Source organism: Bradyrhizobium sp. MI1.3, assembly GCF_055811695.1.
On the sequence record NZ_JBVVPQ010000008.1, the window covers coordinates 93,684 to 110,105 of the forward strand.

The 16,422-nt window shown below is 63.4% G+C and carries 19 protein-coding genes; 6 read left to right on the plus strand and 13 right to left on the minus strand.

Annotated features, from left to right (window positions below; translation table 11 throughout):
- Positions 1-45: 45 nt before the first annotated feature.
- Positions 46-1,035 (minus strand): fumarylacetoacetate hydrolase family protein, encoded by a 990-nt coding sequence (locus AC0L3A_RS07905; RefSeq protein WP_007592614.1) that lies wholly within the window; start codon positions 1,033-1,035, stop codon positions 46-48.
- 88 nt (positions 1,036-1,123) lie between these two features.
- Here AC0L3A_RS07905 and AC0L3A_RS07910 point away from each other — a divergent pair, with 88 nt between their 5' ends.
- Genes AC0L3A_RS07910 through AC0L3A_RS07930 form a run of 5 tightly spaced genes read left to right on the plus strand, consistent with a single transcriptional unit; the run spans position 1,124 to position 5,115 of the window.
- Positions 1,124-2,071: an ABC transporter substrate-binding protein gene (locus tag AC0L3A_RS07910; protein ID WP_007592616.1), complete on the plus strand. Its 948-nt coding sequence runs from the start codon at positions 1,124-1,126 to the stop codon at positions 2,069-2,071.
- Positions 2,072-2,082: 11 nt separating this feature from the next.
- Positions 2,083-2,787 (plus strand): GntR family transcriptional regulator, encoded by a 705-nt coding sequence (locus AC0L3A_RS07915; protein WP_354127824.1) that lies wholly within the window; start codon positions 2,083-2,085, stop codon positions 2,785-2,787.
- Positions 2,784-3,590 carry an ABC transporter ATP-binding protein gene (locus tag AC0L3A_RS07920; RefSeq protein ID WP_354127823.1) on the plus strand — a complete coding sequence of 269 codons (807 nt, stop codon included), beginning with the start codon at positions 2,784-2,786 and terminating at the stop codon, positions 3,588-3,590. Before AC0L3A_RS07915 ends, AC0L3A_RS07920 begins: the two co-directional genes overlap by 4 nt.
- Positions 3,587-4,351: an ABC transporter permease gene (locus tag AC0L3A_RS07925; RefSeq protein WP_473254006.1), complete on the plus strand. Its 765-nt coding sequence runs from the start codon at positions 3,587-3,589 to the stop codon at positions 4,349-4,351. Before AC0L3A_RS07920 ends, AC0L3A_RS07925 begins: the two co-directional genes overlap by 4 nt.
- The gene (locus AC0L3A_RS07930; RefSeq protein ID WP_473254008.1) at positions 4,348-5,115 is read left to right on the plus strand and encodes an ABC transporter permease; all 768 of its coding nucleotides are present in this window, start codon (positions 4,348-4,350) and stop codon (positions 5,113-5,115) included. Before AC0L3A_RS07925 ends, AC0L3A_RS07930 begins: the two co-directional genes overlap by 4 nt.
- A gap of 183 nt (positions 5,116-5,298) precedes the next feature.
- On the opposite strand, the gene dhaK is transcribed toward AC0L3A_RS07930, so the two are convergent.
- The 12 genes from dhaK to AC0L3A_RS07990 all read right to left on the minus strand — a co-directional run bounded on the left by dhaK (position 5,299) and on the right by AC0L3A_RS07990 (position 15,347).
- Positions 5,299-6,288 carry a dihydroxyacetone kinase subunit DhaK gene (gene dhaK, locus AC0L3A_RS07935; protein WP_473254009.1) on the minus strand — a complete coding sequence of 330 codons (990 nt, stop codon included), beginning with the start codon at positions 6,286-6,288 and terminating at the stop codon, positions 5,299-5,301.
- Between the two features lie 39 nt (positions 6,289-6,327).
- Positions 6,328-6,759 (minus strand): hypothetical protein, encoded by a 432-nt coding sequence (locus AC0L3A_RS07940; protein ID WP_007592625.1) that lies wholly within the window; start codon positions 6,757-6,759, stop codon positions 6,328-6,330.
- The gene (gene ptsP / locus AC0L3A_RS07945; RefSeq protein WP_354127820.1) at positions 6,756-8,354 is read right to left on the minus strand and encodes a phosphoenolpyruvate--protein phosphotransferase; all 1,599 of its coding nucleotides are present in this window, start codon (positions 8,352-8,354) and stop codon (positions 6,756-6,758) included. The genes AC0L3A_RS07940 and ptsP overlap by 4 nt, the downstream gene beginning before the upstream one ends.
- 5 nt (positions 8,355-8,359) lie before the next feature.
- A complete protein-coding gene (locus AC0L3A_RS07950; RefSeq protein ID WP_473254010.1) occupies positions 8,360-8,674 on the minus strand; it encodes an HPr family phosphocarrier protein in 315 nt (104 codons plus the stop codon).
- The gene (gene dhaM / locus AC0L3A_RS07955) at positions 8,667-9,068 is read right to left on the minus strand and encodes a dihydroxyacetone kinase phosphoryl donor subunit DhaM (protein WP_007592631.1); all 402 of its coding nucleotides are present in this window, start codon (positions 9,066-9,068) and stop codon (positions 8,667-8,669) included. Before dhaM ends, AC0L3A_RS07950 begins: the two co-directional genes overlap by 8 nt.
- Positions 9,065-9,679 (minus strand): dihydroxyacetone kinase subunit DhaL, encoded by a 615-nt coding sequence (gene dhaL, locus AC0L3A_RS07960; protein ID WP_007592634.1) that lies wholly within the window; start codon positions 9,677-9,679, stop codon positions 9,065-9,067. Before dhaL ends, dhaM begins: the two co-directional genes overlap by 4 nt.
- On the minus strand, positions 9,676-10,683 hold the full coding sequence (locus AC0L3A_RS07965) for an ABC transporter ATP-binding protein (RefSeq protein ID WP_354127817.1): 1,008 nt from the start codon (positions 10,681-10,683) through the stop codon (positions 9,676-9,678). The genes dhaL and AC0L3A_RS07965 overlap by 4 nt, the downstream gene beginning before the upstream one ends.
- Positions 10,676-11,773 (minus strand): ABC transporter ATP-binding protein, encoded by a 1,098-nt coding sequence (locus tag AC0L3A_RS07970; protein ID WP_354127816.1) that lies wholly within the window; start codon positions 11,771-11,773, stop codon positions 10,676-10,678. Before AC0L3A_RS07970 ends, AC0L3A_RS07965 begins: the two co-directional genes overlap by 8 nt.
- Positions 11,774-11,779: 6 nt before the next feature.
- Entirely contained in the window at positions 11,780-11,992 is a 213-nt protein-coding gene (locus AC0L3A_RS07975; protein WP_354127815.1) for a hypothetical protein, read from the minus strand.
- On the minus strand, positions 11,989-12,942 hold the full coding sequence (locus AC0L3A_RS07980; RefSeq protein ID WP_354127814.1) for a carbohydrate ABC transporter permease: 954 nt from the start codon (positions 12,940-12,942) through the stop codon (positions 11,989-11,991). The genes AC0L3A_RS07975 and AC0L3A_RS07980 overlap by 4 nt, the downstream gene beginning before the upstream one ends.
- The gene (locus tag AC0L3A_RS07985; RefSeq protein WP_354127813.1) at positions 12,939-13,898 is read right to left on the minus strand and encodes a carbohydrate ABC transporter permease; all 960 of its coding nucleotides are present in this window, start codon (positions 13,896-13,898) and stop codon (positions 12,939-12,941) included. The genes AC0L3A_RS07980 and AC0L3A_RS07985 overlap by 4 nt, the downstream gene beginning before the upstream one ends.
- 102 nt (positions 13,899-14,000) lie before the next feature.
- Entirely contained in the window at positions 14,001-15,347 is a 1,347-nt protein-coding gene (locus AC0L3A_RS07990) for an ABC transporter substrate-binding protein (protein ID WP_473254011.1), read from the minus strand.
- 472 nt (positions 15,348-15,819) lie between these two features.
- Here AC0L3A_RS07990 and AC0L3A_RS07995 point away from each other — a divergent pair, with 472 nt between their 5' ends.
- Positions 15,820-16,026, plus strand: a complete 207-nt coding sequence (locus tag AC0L3A_RS07995; protein ID WP_354127811.1) for a hypothetical protein — start codon at positions 15,820-15,822, stop codon at positions 16,024-16,026.
- Positions 16,027-16,422 lie beyond the last annotated feature (396 nt).

Here is a 16,422-nt window from a genome sequence, read left to right on the forward strand (position 1 = left end):
GCGCTTCCTCGTTGATTGTTCTCGTTGGGGCCGTCAGGCGTCCCTTCAGACTTCTTGCCGCTCGACGCGGTTCTTCAAAATACCGATCTTCTCGACCGCGAGCTCGATCGTATCGCCATGCCCGAGAAACCAGCCGAGCTCGAGGCCGCAGCCATTGCCGACCGTGCCGGAGCCGATGAATTCGCCGGGCATCAGCGTCTCGTCCTGCGTGACATGGGCGATGATCTCCTCGAAGGAAAACAACATGCCCTCGCTCACGCCCTTCGAGCGGGTCTCGCCGTTGACGCGCGCTTCCATCTTCAAATGATAGGGATCACCGATCTCGTCCGGTGTCACGATCCAAGGACCCATCACGTTGCCGCCGTCGAAGCTCTTGCCCTTGGCCGGGCCGAGCCGTCCCTCCATCTCGATGCGCTGTGCGTCACGCGCGGAGAAATCGTTGAAGATCGTGTAGCCGAAGATGTGATCCTTCGCATTCGCGGCGGAGACGTTCGCACCCTTGTTCTTGGTGATGATTCCGAATTCGAGCTCGTAGTCCATGACCTTGCTGTAGCGCGGCCATTTCACCGTGGTGTTGGTGCCGCGGACGCTGAAGCGGTTGGTGATGTAGAAGATCGGCTGCTTGCGATAGACCTCGGGCAGCTCGCCGAGCGGCTCGGCGTCGATGCGGGCCAGTTCGGCCATGTCGCCCCTGGCGCGGGCGGCGAGCTTCCGCTGCCCGCGTGGCGCTTGCAGGATGTGCAGGGGAAACGACATGCCGTCGCGCATCTGCCGCGGCTCCGGCACCGGCGCGAGGATGTCGACGGCACTGACTGCCGCCGACAGCGTCGCGTCCGGGCCGTGCTTGTCGAGCAGGGCCCTGGCCCGATCGAGCGCGCGGGGCCCGGCGTCGATCAGCGCCAGCATCGAGCCGAAGGCCGGATCGGCCTGGCCGTCCCGCGCGGCGGCGGCGGCGAAGTCGAACAGCTGGCTGTCATTGTCGTGGACGGCTCCGATCTTCTCCTGACCGGCAGATCTGAATGTTGCGAGCTTCATCTTGGTTACCCCTTGCTATCGTTTGAAATATATGATCAGATAAAATATCGATAAACAAGCCTGAAAAATACAAATTGGGGAGAGCGCGGTGAGGCGAACGCAGATCAAGGCGATGTTGGGTCTCGCGCTTGGAGTTGCAGGGTCCGTTGCCTGGACGGCACCCGCGCTGGCGCAGGCCAAGATCCAGATCGGCTGCACTGCGACCTCCGACTGCGCCTCGGCCATGGTGGCTGTCGACGAAGGCATTTTCAAAAAGCACGGGCTGGATGTCGAGATGACGCCGATCGCGATCAACTCCAACATCCCGGCGGCAATCCTGTCGAACTCGATTCAGGTCGGCGGCCCCACCTCCACCGTCTTCCTCCAGGCCGTCGACGGCGGCCTCGACCTTGTCGCGATCGCCGGCGCCTCGGTCATGAACCCGACCTCGAACACCGCGATCGCCGCCTTCGTCCGCAACGGCATCACCATCAAGGAGCCGAAGGATTTCATCGGCAAGAAGGTCGGCGCGCCCGGCCTCAACGCCTTTCTCCACGTGCTGTTCGTGAAATGGCTCGTGGAGAAAGGCGTCCCGCCCAGAAGCGTCAATTTCGTCGAAGTCACCTTCCCGACCATGGCTGACATCATCAAGTCAGGCGGCGTCGATGCGGTGCTCACTGCCGAGCCGTTCGTCACGCGCATGACCAATGCGGGGATCGGTTCGGTCGGCGCGCGGTACGGCGCCGAGCTCGGCCGCACCGACCCGATCATTTTCTATGCCGCGGGGCGCGACTGGGCCGAGAAGAATGTGGCGACGGTGAAGAAGTTCCGCGAAGCCATCGCGGAGGCCGCCGCAATCGTCAATAGCGATCGCGAGAAGGCCTCCGCCTCGATCGCCAAGTTCACCAAGCAGCCACTCGAGCTCGTCAAGGCGACACCGCCGAACCAGTCCGAGCCGAATCTCAAGCCGGAAAACCTCGCCTGGTGGATCGATGTGATGTCGTCGCAGAAGATGCTGCAGTCGAAACTCGACACCGCCAAACTGGTGCTGAACTGAGGACATTGGCGATGCCTGCCCCCGAGCGCACTCTCGAACGTCCTCCGGCTGAGGCCGGCACCTTGAGCGAGCGCGCCGCAAACCTCATCGAGCAGGACATCCTTTCCGGGGATCTCGCACCGGGATCGCGGCTCGGCATCGTCGATCTCGTGCAGCGCTACGAGATCGGCGCCACCCCCCTGCGCGAAGGCCTGTCCCGGCTGATGTCGCGCGGCCTGATCGTCGGCATCGGCCAGCGCGGTTTTCGTGTCGCCGAGGTCAGCCATGACGATCTCGCCGACATCACCTGCATGCGGACGGCGGTCGAAATCGAGGCCGTCAGGCTGGCCATCCTCCACGGCGACGTCGCCTGGGAGGCCGGCATCGTCAGCGCGCTGCATCAGATGCGCCGGCATATCGAGCGCACCGGCGATGAATTCCGCGAGGGTGCGGCCGATTTCGATCGGCTGCACAAGGGCTTTCACACCGCCCTGCTCGCGGCCTGCGGCTCGCGGCGCATGCTGACCGCCCATTCCGACCTCTACGATCAGGCCTATCGCTACCGCCGCATGATGATGCGTGCCATCGACAGCGGCGAGGAATTCATACGGAGTCATCAGATGCTCGCCGACCGCGTGCTCGCCCGCGATCTTGCCGCCGCGCAAGCGATGCTGGCCGCGCATCTGCACTCGACCATCAATTTCGTCTATCCGGCGATAAGCGGGGAGCAATCATGAGTGTCGTTGCCAGGCTCGACGAGGCGCGCGCGGCGCGACGGCAAAAGGCGCTGATCGCGTTCAGCACCGCGACGCTGCAGCTCGGCGGCAAGACCATCATCGAGAATCTTGATCTGGAGGTGCGGCCGGGCGAATTCCTCTGCATCGTCGGCGCCTCCGGCTGCGGCAAGACCACAGCGCTGCGGCTCGCCGCTGGCCTCTACAGTCCCACGAGCGGCGTCGTGACCTTCGACGGCGAGCCGATCACCGGGCCGCGCCGCGAGGTCGCGATGGTATTCCAGGATTACGGCAAGGCGCTGCTGCCGTGGCGGACCGCGGCCGGCAACATCTCGTTGGCGCTCGAAGCCTCCGGCGTCCCGGCACGCGAGCGCAGCTCGCGCATCGCGGCGCTGCTGCGCAAGATCGGCTTGTCCGATCACGCTGACAAATATCCGACCGAAATGTCGGGCGGCATGCAGCAGCGCCTGCAGATCGCGCGCTGCCTTGCGCAGGAGCCGACGATGCTGCTGATGGACGAACCGTTCGGCGCGCTGGATGCGATGACACGCCAGGGGCTGCAGGACGAGGTCCTGTCGCTGACGCAAATGAGCCAAACGACCGTGATCTTCGTGACCCACGATCTCGAGGAGGCGATCTATCTCGGCGACCGCGTCATCGGCCTCCTGCCGCATCCGGGCCGGATCGGCATCGAGCTCGACGTCGACCTGCCGCGCCCTCGCGACCAGCTGGCCACGCGCGAGCATCCGGAATTCCTGCGGCTGCGCCGGCAATTGTTCGACTTCATCAAGGCGACCGAACATTGAACCTCGACCGCGCCAGACCCTTGCTGTTGCCGCTGACGCTGATGCTTGCGTTCGAGCTCTGGGCGCGCTTCACCCACCTGCAGAGCGACAGCCTCGCCCCGCCCAGCGCGATCCTCGCGGCGCTGGCCGCAGCGCTTACCGATCTCTCGATTCCGACCGCGACCCGCGACACACTGTTCGCCGCCTTTTCCGGACTGGCGATCGGCAGTGTCATTGGGCTTTCACTCGGTATTGCCTTCGGCATCTCGCGACCCCTCGACCGCCTGATGGAGGTAACGGTCGAGGCGATCCGCCCAATTCCCTCGATCGCGCTGCTGCCGATCACGCTGACCGCCCTGGGCTTCGGCTACCGGATGGAGATCGTGATCGTGGCGTTCGCCTGCATCTGGCCGATGCTGATCATGACGCGCAGCGCCGTGCGCGGCATTGAGCCGCGATTGATGGAAGTGTCACGGGCCCTGCGGCTGAGCGCGGCGCAGCGGATCGCGAAGATCGTGATTCCGGCCGCACTGCCGCGGATATTTGTCGCCTTTCGTCTGTCGGCCGGTATCGCCCTGATCGTCGCTGTCACGGTCGAGATCGCCATCAATCCGATCGGCCTGGGCGCCGGCATCATGCTGGCGCAGCAGGCGCTACGCGCCGACCTGATGCTCGCCTATCTGCTCTGGATCGGCGTGATCGGCTACGCGCTGAACCTCCTTTTGATTGCGGCCCAGCGCCGGCTGTTCGGCCGTGCCGCGCTCACCGGAGACAATCCATGAGCCGCGCTGCGATCCTCTGGCGTATCGCGAGCATCCTCGTCGCGGCCGGTTTCATCGCGGCGTGGCAGCTCGTCGCCGATCTGCGGCTGGTCTCACCGGTGTTCCTGCCCGGTCCGGACCGAGCCTGGGCTGCCCTGGCGCGCGGCTTTTCGAGCGGCGATCTCGCAAGCAAGCTCATCGGCACGCTCGAACACATGGCCTATGGCTGGCTCGCCGCCTCGATCGCCGGCGTTGCGCTCGGCGCGCTGATCGGATCGTCAAGGATGATGCGCGCCTATGTGGCGCCCTCCCTGGAATTTTTGCGGCCCCTGCCGGTCTCCGCGATCGTCCCGGTCGCGATCGCGATGCTCGGGCTGACGCAAGGCATGGCGTTGTTCGTCATCGCCTTCGGCGCGATCTGGCCTGTCATGCTCGCAACCATCCACGGCTTTGCCGCGGTCGAGCCGCGGCTCTACGAGGTCGCCCTCTCGCTGCAGATGTCGCGCGGCGCCGTCATCGGCAAGATCGCCCTGCCCTCGGCATTGCCCGACATCCTTGCGGGCATGCGGCTCAGCCTGACGGTCGCGCTGATCCTTTCGGTGGTCTGCGAGATCCTGGCCGGACTCGACGGCCTTGGCCAGTGGGTCTTGCTCTCGGCACGTGCGTTCCGATCCGCCGACCTGTTCGCCGGCGTCATTCTGCTCGGTGCGACCGGATATTTGACCTCAATTGCGGTGTCGCTCGTCGAGCAGCGAATGCTCGCTTGGCAGAGTACAGCCCGATAGCGTGGCGATCCATCGCCAGACAAAAATGGCCCGCGCGATGCGGGCCATTCCAACAATTGAGCCGCGAGGGCTACATTGAACTTTCGATGGATTTTCTCTTGGGTGGGAACGACGAGGCTTAGTTTCGCGGGAGCGGAGTCGATAAGTCATTGTTTGTGATCAAAACCAAGCCGCGAGCTGAGATCAGACGCCCCACCGCAGAGCTGCCGTCTGCACCGGGGCATCCCATAATTTCGTCGACTTACTATCGAGCACAGATACGGTGATCGAGACACCAGCCATGTCGAGGGATGTGACGTAGGAACCGGTCAGGTAGCGCGCCACTGCCACCCCCGCGCTGTCCAGAATCCGCTTTGCGGCATTGACCATCAGATAGAGTTCGATCAGAGGCGTCGCGCCAAACCCGTTGACGAGAAGCAGCACTTCACTCCCCTTGCCGGGCGCAAGATCGTTCAGGATCGCATCGAGCAGCTCGGCGGCAATCGCATCGGCGGACGCCAGCGTCACCCTGCGCCGGCCGGGCTCACCATGAATGCCGACGCCCATTTCCATTTCATTGTCGGCCAATGCGAAGTTTGGCCGCCCTACGGCCGGCACGGTGCATGGCAACAGCGCCACCCCCATCGAGCGCGTGCGCCGGTTGACCTCTTCGCCGAGCGCCGTGAGAGCGGCAAGCGGCATTCCGGTCTCGGCCGCAGCGCCGACCATTTTTTCCACGATCAATGTCCCCGCGACGCCGCGACGACCGGTCGTAAAGGTCGATTTCTCCACAGCCACGTCGTCGTTAGTCACCACGCTCGCAACTTCCCGCGCGGCCATCTCGGCTGCCATGGTGAAATTCATCACGTCACCTTCGTAGTTCTTGACGATGAAGAGCACGCCTGCGCCCGTGTCGACGGCCTCCGCGGCCTCGATCATCTGGTCTGGCGTCGGCGAGGTGAAGACTTGACCGGGGCAAGCGGCATCGAGCATGCCGAGGCCGACAAAGCCCGCATGCAGCGGCTCATGTCCCGCGCCGCCACCCGAAATCAGCGCGACCTTGCCTGGCTTCAACGTGCGGCGCCGGACGAATTTGCGCTCGGCACCAAGAAGCAGGATACCCGCATGAGCTGCCGCGAAACCGTCCAGACTTTCTTCGAGTATCGTATCGGTGCTGTTGATCAGCTTTTTCATGAACGTCCTCCCATCTCGTCTAAAGTTCAAATCAATGGCTCAACCCACACTTTCGGCATAGCGCGCGAGTTGCGCGGCGAAATCCACAATCAGCTGTTCGAGCGCACGGTTCTTCTTGTCGTCGCCGAGGTCGGGTACGGTCACCGAGACAATGCGGGTGCGCGCCTCGCGGTGGGGTGCGCGCAGCCGGCCGGGATGCGCGCGTCCATAGGCTTTGAGGAACGCCGCACGCTCAGTGCCGGACAGATGGCAGACTTCGAAGATGATCGCGACATGCTTCGCCGGAATAGGAACCAGATAGGCCGGATTGGTGATCTGGGTCACGAAGGAGCGATTCTTGCCCAACGCCGCCGCCAGCTTCAGCCGCGTCCCCGAGGGCCTGTTGTCGAGCACCCGTCGCAGGATGGCCTTGTAATCCGCCACATTGCTGTCACCAGGCGCGCGGGTATCCTCGCCTGCTTCATCCGTCATGAACGCACCTTTGCGATTGCGGCCTTGAGCCGCGCGACGGCAATCGGCGACACCGAGAGAATTGTCAACCCGGTGGCGATCAGCGCCGCGGTCAGGCGCGTATCGGCCGCGGCGTCACCACAGAGTGAGACCTCCACGCCACGCTTTCGTCCGGCCTCGACAGTCCGAGAGATCAGCGCCAGCACCGCCGGATTGCCGGTATCGTTGAGGTCCGCGACGGCACCGACGTCGCGCGCCGCCGCCATCGTGTACTGGGTCAGGTCGTTCGAGCCGATGGAATAGAACGCCGCGCCGAAATCCTCGGCGCGAAGCGCCGCCGCCGGGACCTCGACCATGATGCCGAGCGGCGGGTGGGCGCAGGCGATCCCTTCGGCCCTGAGCGCCGTGAACTCTGCATCCAGCAGGGCATTCGCACGATCGAGCTCCGAAGGGACCGCGATCATCGGCAGCATCACCTTCAGCACCCCGTGCACAGCCGCACGGCACAGTGCCCGCAGTTGCACCCGAAACACTTCCGGCCGCGCGAGCGAGAGACGGATGCCGCGCAGACCGAGGAACGGATTGCGCTCGTTATCGATCGTCAAGCCGGCGATTGGCTTGTCGCCGCCCGCATCGAGGGTGCGGATTGTCACCGGCCTTCCCTCGGCCCACTCGAGAATGCGCCGATAGACTGCATATTGCGCATCCTCATCCGGCAGGCCTTGGGCCGCCTCGAACAGAAATTCCGTACGCACGAGGCCGATGCCGTCGCAGATTGCAGGATCGAGGCCGGCGAGGTCCTCGGGCGCGGCGACATTGAGAAGGACCGCGATCCGCCGGCCGTCGGCCGTGCGTGCGGACTCAAGGCAGGCGGCATCGGCGGCGGCTTGGGCGGCATTCGCAACCGCCATGCGCTGTTCGAACAGGCGGCGCGTTTCCGGCTCGGGATCAAAGATCACGGTGCCGGCATCGCCGTCGACGAGCGCCAGCGCAGGTGGCTGTCCGTTCCACGACAGTGGGCCGAGCCCAACGACCATGGGCGCCCCGCGCGCCCGCGCCAACATCGCAACATGCGAGGAAGGTGAGCCCGCAGCCAGCGCGATGGCGCCGCCGTGCGACCAGTCGGCAGCAAGAAAAGCGGAAGGGGTGATGTCGTCAGCCGCCACGATCGAGCCGCTGGTAATCCTGGCGACCGTGTCCACGCCGCTCAGATGCGCAAGCACGCGGTCGCGGATGTCGACGATATCGGCCGCACGGGCACGGAAATATTCATCTTCAGCAGCGCGATAGCCAGCTATCTCCACGTCGAGTGCCAAGCGCCAGGCGTGGTCGGCAGTGATCCCGTCCGAGATGACCCCATATGCCGGCTCCGCCAGCGCATCATCCTCAAGCATGGCGACCTGGAATTCCAGAATGTCGGCTACATCGCCCCGGATCGTCTTGATCTGGTTGGCGATCTCCGCCCTCGCGCCCTCAATCGCCGCCCGCAGTGCCGCCGCCTCTTGCGCGGGATCGTCGCTCGCTGTCCGCCTGGCCACAGCCGCAGTCAGCATGGTGACCGGTCCGATCGCGAGACCCGGCGAGGCAGCACGGCCGGTGAGATGGATCTCTGCCACTGCGATCAGGCCTCACCGAAACCGTCATGCACAAGCGCCAGTACAGCAGCAAGTGCTGCCTTGCCATCGGAACCGGTAACGCGGAAATGCAGTGTTGCGCCCTGCGGCGCCTTCACACGCATGACCTTTACCGGGCTCTTGGTGTCCGTCCAGGGCCCGTCCGCCGAGAGGGCGAGCTCTATCTTCGCGGTAAAACCCTTTGCGCACTGCGTGAGCTTGACCGACGGTCGCGCATGAAGTCCGACTTTGTTGACGAGAACCGCCGAGGCTGTCAGCGGCACCGCCGTTTCGCCCGGCCGGCTGGCGTGAGCATCATGCATAGAATTCCTCCGCGCTACGCTTGACAGCGGCAAGCGGCGAGCCACCCGAAGACTCGGTTGCCGCAATCACAGCCCCCTCGACCACCGGAGCATTGCAGACGACGACGCGCGCGCGTCGATCTTCAGGCAGCATTTCCACCGCCATCTCGGAATTTGTCTCCGCCCCGCCGAGATCAACCAGCACCGCCACGCCTGCGGGCGACCACGCCGCTTCAATCGCGTCGAGGATCCCGGCAACATTGGTGCCGAGCCCTCCATCGATGTCGCCGCCTGTCCAGGCGAGCGGCACGGCGCTGCCTACCATCTGGCGCACCATATCCGCCGCGCCTTCCGCGATCTTGCGCGAATGTGAAACGATAACGATCCCGACATTGCAGGAATTTGAACTGTTCATGAACTTGCCTCGAATTCCAGTACCTTGACTGCCGCGCCAATCAAAAGGGACGCCGAACGCGAACCTGGATCCATATGACCGATGGAACGTTCGCCGAGAAAGGACGCACGGCCGCGGATCGCAAGCATGGGCGTGGTGCGATCGGCCGCTCGCGCCGCTTCCGCTGCAATCGCCTCGGCATCGCCACCGCCCGCCAACACGACCTGCACCGGCACCAGGACATCCAGCAACGTTTTCTGCCCCGCCTCAGAACGCCCGCGCGCCTTGACGGCGTCGATCGCCTTCTCGGTCGCTGCGACGAGATCAGCGCGGCTCGGCTGCTCCGGAAGTGCCTTGCCCAGCTCCATGAAGAAAGTTCCGACCAGCGGCCCCGAAGCACCGCCGACCTTCATGACTAAAGTCGTTCCGATCGCCTTCAGCATGTCCGGGAGCGCCTTGTCGGCAAGGCCCGGCAATGCCGCCAGCACTGCCTCGAAACCACGCTTCATGTTCAGTCCGTGATCCCCATCGCCAATCGCCTGGTCGAGGCTCGTCAATTCGTCGGCGTGCTCGATCATCGACCCCGCCAGCGCTCGCACCAGTCTTTCCCTGGCTACCCGATCAAGGCTCATGCCGCTACCCTCCAGCCCATCGCATCGAAGAACAGAGGTTTGTTCAGACAGAGCGACACCACATCACCGGCGCCGAAGCCCGCCTCGGGATCCGCCAGCGTCACCACCGGCCGGCCGGCGAGGTCGAGATGGAGATGGCTCTGATCGCCGAGATGTTCAACCCGTTTGACGGTCGCCGACACATCGCCACCGCCGCGCGCAATCGTCAGGTGCTCGGTCCGCGCACCGATCGTCTCGGCGCCATCAGGCGCGCCGCCGAACAGGGCCGCCGGCAGCAGATTGATCGTCGGCTGGCCCAACCTTGCCGCGACATGCGCGTTGATCGGGTTCTCGTAGATTTCGCGCGGCGAGCCGACCTGCATCAGCCGCCCGCCTTCGATTACACCGATGCGCGACGCCATGGTCATCGCCTCGGTCTGATCGTGGGTGACATAGAGGATCGTGGCGCCGAGATCGACCTGGATCCGCTTGAGCTCGAGCCGCAGTTCGCCGCGCAGCTTCGCGTCCAGCGAGGAGAGCGGCTCGTCCATCAGGTAGATCGAGGGCGAACGGACCAGAGCCCGCCCGATCGCGACGCGCTGCATTTGCCCGCCCGACAGCTGCGTCGCCTTGTTGTCCAGCTTGGTCTCGATATGAAGAAGACGTGCGACCTCCTGCACCTTCGCGCGAATATCGGCTTCCGGCACGCGCCGGGTCGGCGCGCGCAACGCGAAGGCCATGTTCTCGAACACCGTCAGGTGCGGATACAGCGAATATTGCTGGAAGACAAAGGCGACGTCACGGTCCGCCGGTGCATCGCAGGTCACGTCGCGCCCGTCGATGCGGATCGAACCGCTGTCCGGCTGCTCCAATCCCGCGATCAAGCGCAAAGCCGTGCTCTTGCCGGCACCAGTCGGCCCAAGCAACGCGACGAACTCGCCATCGCCAATTGTCAGCGACAGATCGTTCACAGCTTGCGTCTTGCCGAAGGCCTTGGAAATGGCGTTGATCTCGACCTCAGCCATGCGCGCCTCCCTCATGCAACGCGGTACGAATGGCCCGGCCCGACACCTTGTCGAAGACTGACAGCGTATCGGGCCGGAAATCGAGCCCGACAGTCTCGCCGGTCCGGAAGGATCTGCTGCTGGGTGAGCGGGCCTTCAGTGCGCCGTAGTGCGTCGTCACGGTCACGATCTGCGTCGTGCCGAGATATTCCGTGCCATAGACCACCCCGCGGACCATGCCGCGATCGGTGAAGCGCACATGCTCGGGCCGCACCCCCAGCACGAACTCGCTTTCCGCCATCGCCTCGCGCAAGGGAGGAATTGCAACGTCGCGCTCACCGAGCCGGATCGCCTCCGCGCCCGTCTGCAGGTGACCACGGAACGGCAGAAGGTTCATCGGCGGCGAGCCGATGAAATCCGCGACGAAGAGCGAAGCAGGCCGGTCGTAGATGTCGCGCGGGCTCGCAACCTGCTCGACGACGCCATTGTTCATTACCGCGATCCTGTCGGCCATCGCCATGGCCTCGAGCTGGTCATGCGTGACATAGACGGTGGTTGCTCCCAGGCGGTCATGCAGGGCGCGTAGTTCATGAATCATGGCCTCGCGCATCTCGGTATCGAGCGCGCCGAGCGGTTCGTCCATCAGAAAACACTTCGGCTTGCGCACGATCGCTCGCCCCAGCGCGACGCGCTGACGGTCGCCGCCGGAAAGGCCCGACACCGATCGGTCGAGCAGATGGGAGATCCGCAGGATGCGCGCGGCCTCTACGACCCGCCGATCGCGCTCGGCCGCACTGATCCCTTCGCATTTCAGGGGAAAGCCGATGTTGCGCCGGACATCCATGTGCGGATAGAGCGCGAAGAGTTGGAACACGAAGGCGATGTCGCGCGCCGATGCGCGGTTCATCGTCACGTCCTCGCCATCGAGCCGGATGGTGCCGGATGTCGGCAGCTCCAGGCCCGCAATCATGCGGAGCGTCGTGGTCTTGCCGCAGCCGGACGGTCCAAGCAGGCAGAGGAACTGGCCGTCCTCGACCGTGAAGCTGGCGGACTTGACCGCATGGAACGTCCCGAAGGACTTGTCGAGTGCCTCGACCCTGATCTGTGCCATCGCGCCCTACTCCCGAACCTTCGACACGATGGTGAGCATCACCGTGCCGAACAGGGTCGTCGCAAACGACCAGGAATACAGCGTCAGGGAGAATGGCTGCATCAGCATCACGACGCCGGCGGCGATGATCGCGGTCGCGGCGGCTTCGAGCGGACCACGGCGCAGAACGCGATCGGCAACACCGCGACGCGCGACGGATCGGGTGGCATCGATACTCATTTGCGGACGGCTCCAAAGGTGATGCCCCGCAGCAGATGCTTGCGCAGCAGCACCGTGAACACCACGATCGGCACCAGGAACAGCGTCGTGCCCGCCGCCACCGCGGGCCAGTCCTGTCCGCCCTCGCCGATAATGATCGGAATGAAGGGCGGCGCGGTCTGCGCATTGCCCGAGGTGAGAAGCACCGCGAAGGCGTATTCGTTCCAGGCGAAGATCAGGCAGAAGATCGCCGTCGCCGCAATTCCCGTCGTGGCCTGCGGCAGCACCACCTTCACGAAGGCCTGAAAGCGGGTGTATCCGTCGATCATGGCCGCCTCCTCATACTCGCGCGGGATTTCGTCGATGAAGCCCTTGAGTAGCCAGACCGCAAGCGAGACGTTGACCGAGGTGTACAGCAGGATCATGCCGAGCCTGGTGTCGGACAATCCGATGCTGCGGTACATCAGATAGATCGGGATCGCGACCGCGATCGGCGGCATCATCCTGGTCGATAGGATGAAGAACATCAGGTCGTCCTTCAGGGGCACGCGGAACCGCGAGAAGCCGTAGGCCGACAAGGTGCCGAGCGCGACGGCGAGCACGGTCGAGCCGAACGCGATGATCAGCGAATTGACGAAGCGCGGCACATAGTTCGAGGGACCGGCGACCACCATGTTACGGCTGCGCGCGAGGCTGTCGCAAAGCCCCTGCGGCGCCCCCAGCGAACGGATGAACTCCGGGGTCTGGCGCGAGCGGGTCGTGAAGACGTTACAGAAGCCTTCGAGCGATGGCTTGAACATCATCTTGGGCGGATAGGAGATTGCATCGTCCGGCGACTTGAACGCGGTGAGCATGATCCACACCAGCGGGATCATGGTGATGATGGCATAGAGCACGACGAGCGAGCCGGCAAAACGCCGCGTCGTGGTCGACGGCTCGACGACGGAATGGGCTGTGGTGGCTGAGATCATCGGCTTTTCACCCTGTTCAGCGCCTTCACATAGATGTTGGCGAGGCCGAAGACCGTCACGAACAGGATGATCGCGAAGGCCGAGGAATAGCCGGTGCGCCAGCTCTCGAACGCCGCACGCTTGAGCGTGATCGACGCAACTTCCGTGGTCGACCCCGGCCCACCGCCGGTCAGCAGGTTGACCATGTCGAACATCTTGAAGTTCTCGATACCGCGGAAGAGCACCGCCAGCATGATGAACGGCAGCGCCATTGGCAGCGTGATCGACCAGAACTGCCGCCATTTCGACGCGCGGTCGACCTCCGCCGCTTCATAGATGTAACCAGGGATCGAGCGCAGGCCCGCGAGACAAATCAGCATCACATAGGGCGTCCACATCCAGGCATCGACGATGACGATGGCCCAGGGGCTCAGCGTGACGTCGCCCAGCATCTGGAACGACGAGGCCGCGCGTCCGGTGAAGAAGGCGACGACGTAGTTGAACAATCCGATCTGCGGCTGATAGAGGAACGTCCAGAAATTGCCGACGACGGCAGGTGACAGCATCATCGGCAGCAGGATGATCGTGGTCCACATCCCGTGGCCGCGGAACTTCTTATCGATGAGGTAGGCAAGGCCAAATCCGAGCACGGTCTCGATCACCACCGTCCAGATCACGAAATGCGCCGTCACCTGCATCGCCGCCCAGATATCCGGATCGGTCAGTATCGACTGGTACCAGTCGGTGCCCAGCCATATCGTGGGCGCGTTCGCCCGATTGGCGCGGTAGTTGGTGAACGAGAGATAGATCGTCCACACCAGCGGGAAGATGTTGATCGCCAGCAGCAGCACGATCGTCGGCGTGATAAAGAGCCAGGCGAGCGCCTGGTCCGACAAACCCCGGATACGACGCGCCACGGCTGGCCGGGCCGGGACGGCCCGATAGGTGATCTGGGACGAAGCACTCAAATCGTTCATGGCTTTGGTCGATCCTCGCGCCGGGACCATCAGCTATGCGACAGCTGCCGAGATTGCCGAAGAGTGCCTGGAGCGCGCTCGCGTGCGCCCCAGGCGGTTGCCTTAGAACTTCTTGCCTTCTTCCTTGAAGATGGCCTTCCAGTCCTTCACCAGACCGTCGAGCGCTTCCTGCGCGGTGCCCTTGCCCGCCACCACGTAGTCATGCACGCGCTTCTGTTCGGCCTGCAGGAGTTGCGCATAGGAGGGCTCGGCCCAGAAGTCGACGACCATTCCCATCGACTTCAGAAACTCCCCGGCGAACGGCGCGCTGTTCGGGAAGCTCGGATCGTTCAACACGGATTTGGCGCAGGAATAACCGCCCAGCGCCCACCACTTCTTCTGCACATCCCCGCCGGAGAACCATCTGATGTATTGCAGCGCTTCGCCCTGGTTCTTCGAATAGGAAACAACCGAGATACCCTGTCCGCCGAGCTGCGTCGCCTGTGTCGCGGGGCCCGCGGGATTGCTGAAGAAGCCGATCTTGTCGCCGCCAACGTTCGGATCCTTGTAGAGGCCTGGGAAGAAGGCGAAGAAGTTCATCTGCAGCGCGACCTGGCCTGACTTGAACGCATCAAGTCCTTCGGACATGTAGGAGTTGGAGGCGCCGGGTGGCGTACAGCACTTGTAGAGCTCCTTGTAGGCCTCAAGCCCCTTGACGGCGCCGGGCGCGTTGACGAAGCCGTCCATCGCATAGGGCTTCTTGGGATCCTGATATTGGAAGCCGTAATCGTAGAGATAGTTCGACACGCCCATGGTGATGCCTTCCGAGCCGCGCTCGGTATAGATCGAAGCGCCATAGACCTTCTTGCCGTCGATCTCACGGCCCTGGAAGAATTTCGAGATGTCTCGCAGTTCGTCGAGCGTCTTCGGCGCAGCGAGATCGCGGCCGTACTTGGCCCTGAAGTCGTTCTGGATCTCTGGCCGCGCAAACCAGTCCTTGCGATAGGTCCAGCCAACCGCGTCACCCATGGCGGGCAGCGCCCAATAGTTTGGCGTATTCTTCGGCCACTCCGAATAGCCGACCACGGTGGCCGGCATGTAGTCGTCCATGCTGATTCCTTCCTTCTTGAAGAAATCGTTGAGCTTGACGTACTGGCCGTTCTCCGCGGCGCCGCCGATCCACTGAGAATCTCCGATGATGAGATCGCACAACGAGCCGTGCGAGTTAAGCTCGTTCAGGAAGCGATCGGCATAGTTGGTCCACGGCACGAACTCGAACTTCATACCGATGCCGGTCTTAGCGGTGAAGTCCTTCGACAGTTCGACTAGCGCGTTGGCAGGGTCCCAGGCGGCCCAGCACAGCGTGATGGTCTTCGCCTGCGCGTGCGCAGGGGTAGTCCCCACTCCGGCACTGAGCGCGGATGCGAGAACTCCGAAACTAGTAAGAAGCGCCTTTACTGTCTGTTTCATAACGCTTTCCCTCCCAGTGGGGCCGGCCATCGACATGGCGCGACTCTCCAACCCGCTCGAATGCTTCGAGCAGAGCGATACAGTCCTTCACGGGCTGAACGACTAACGGACGTTTCCTCGTGCCTGCCTGGATTCTTAGGGATTCAGCCAAGCTCGATTTGTTTAGTGAACCACGATATACTAAACATTGCAAGCAGGCTGTTCGGGCATGGAGTTCAAACACTCATATCGGCGGCCCCACGAGCCCGCGCTCTCTTGTCGGTCAGCGGCAATGACATTTTTGGGACGAGCAGAGAAGATTTCCGCCGCGATAGCGCGACGCCCGTTCAAGACCTTGGACTCTCCCTCCAAGCCATCATGGGCAAGTATGAGCTAGCTCCGGCAACAGATGTCCAATTGAGTGCAATCGGGGACAGTGTACTCTCACAGACGACAAAACAAGGACCGCTCTTTCCTCCTTGCTTCTCGACCCATGATCCTGCCGCAGCTCAAAACCGTGGAGACGCAGCCACCGATACTGGCATTCAGTTCGGCTTGCGATCTAACCGACGGTGCTCCCCTTTCGAGGGCGATCGGCGCCGTCGTCGGTGCGTTCATGCTGCCCTGGATGAAGGCGACCTTCGGACCCGACAGCGCTGAAGCGCTTGTCAACATTCTTCCGATTACGTTGCCAACTTGAGCTCTACGTTGCGTCGACGCCATTGGCCTCGTGCAACGCGCAAAGATTCGTAAGCGACTTAGGTGGTCAGCACCGGCCAAACGATGATCCATCCTTAGAGCCACGAACCGGGCAGCCGCACCAGTTTCGCCTCAGAAACGGCGTGAACGAACCGCAACGAACGCGATCGAGCCCGAACGAAACTGCAGCGAAATCAGCGAACCCGATCGATAGTCTGCCGCTCATAACGGTCTGGTTGCAGGTTCGAGGCCTGCCGGGCCCGCCAGCTTTCGCTCGCTTCGCGAGCTGCGGCTCGGCAAAGCCGGTGCCGCAAAAGGCATGGATTATAGTGACAGTGCACTCAATGGCTCCGGTCCCTTTTGCGAGTTCGAACGCTCACAGCTAAGTGCACCGTCA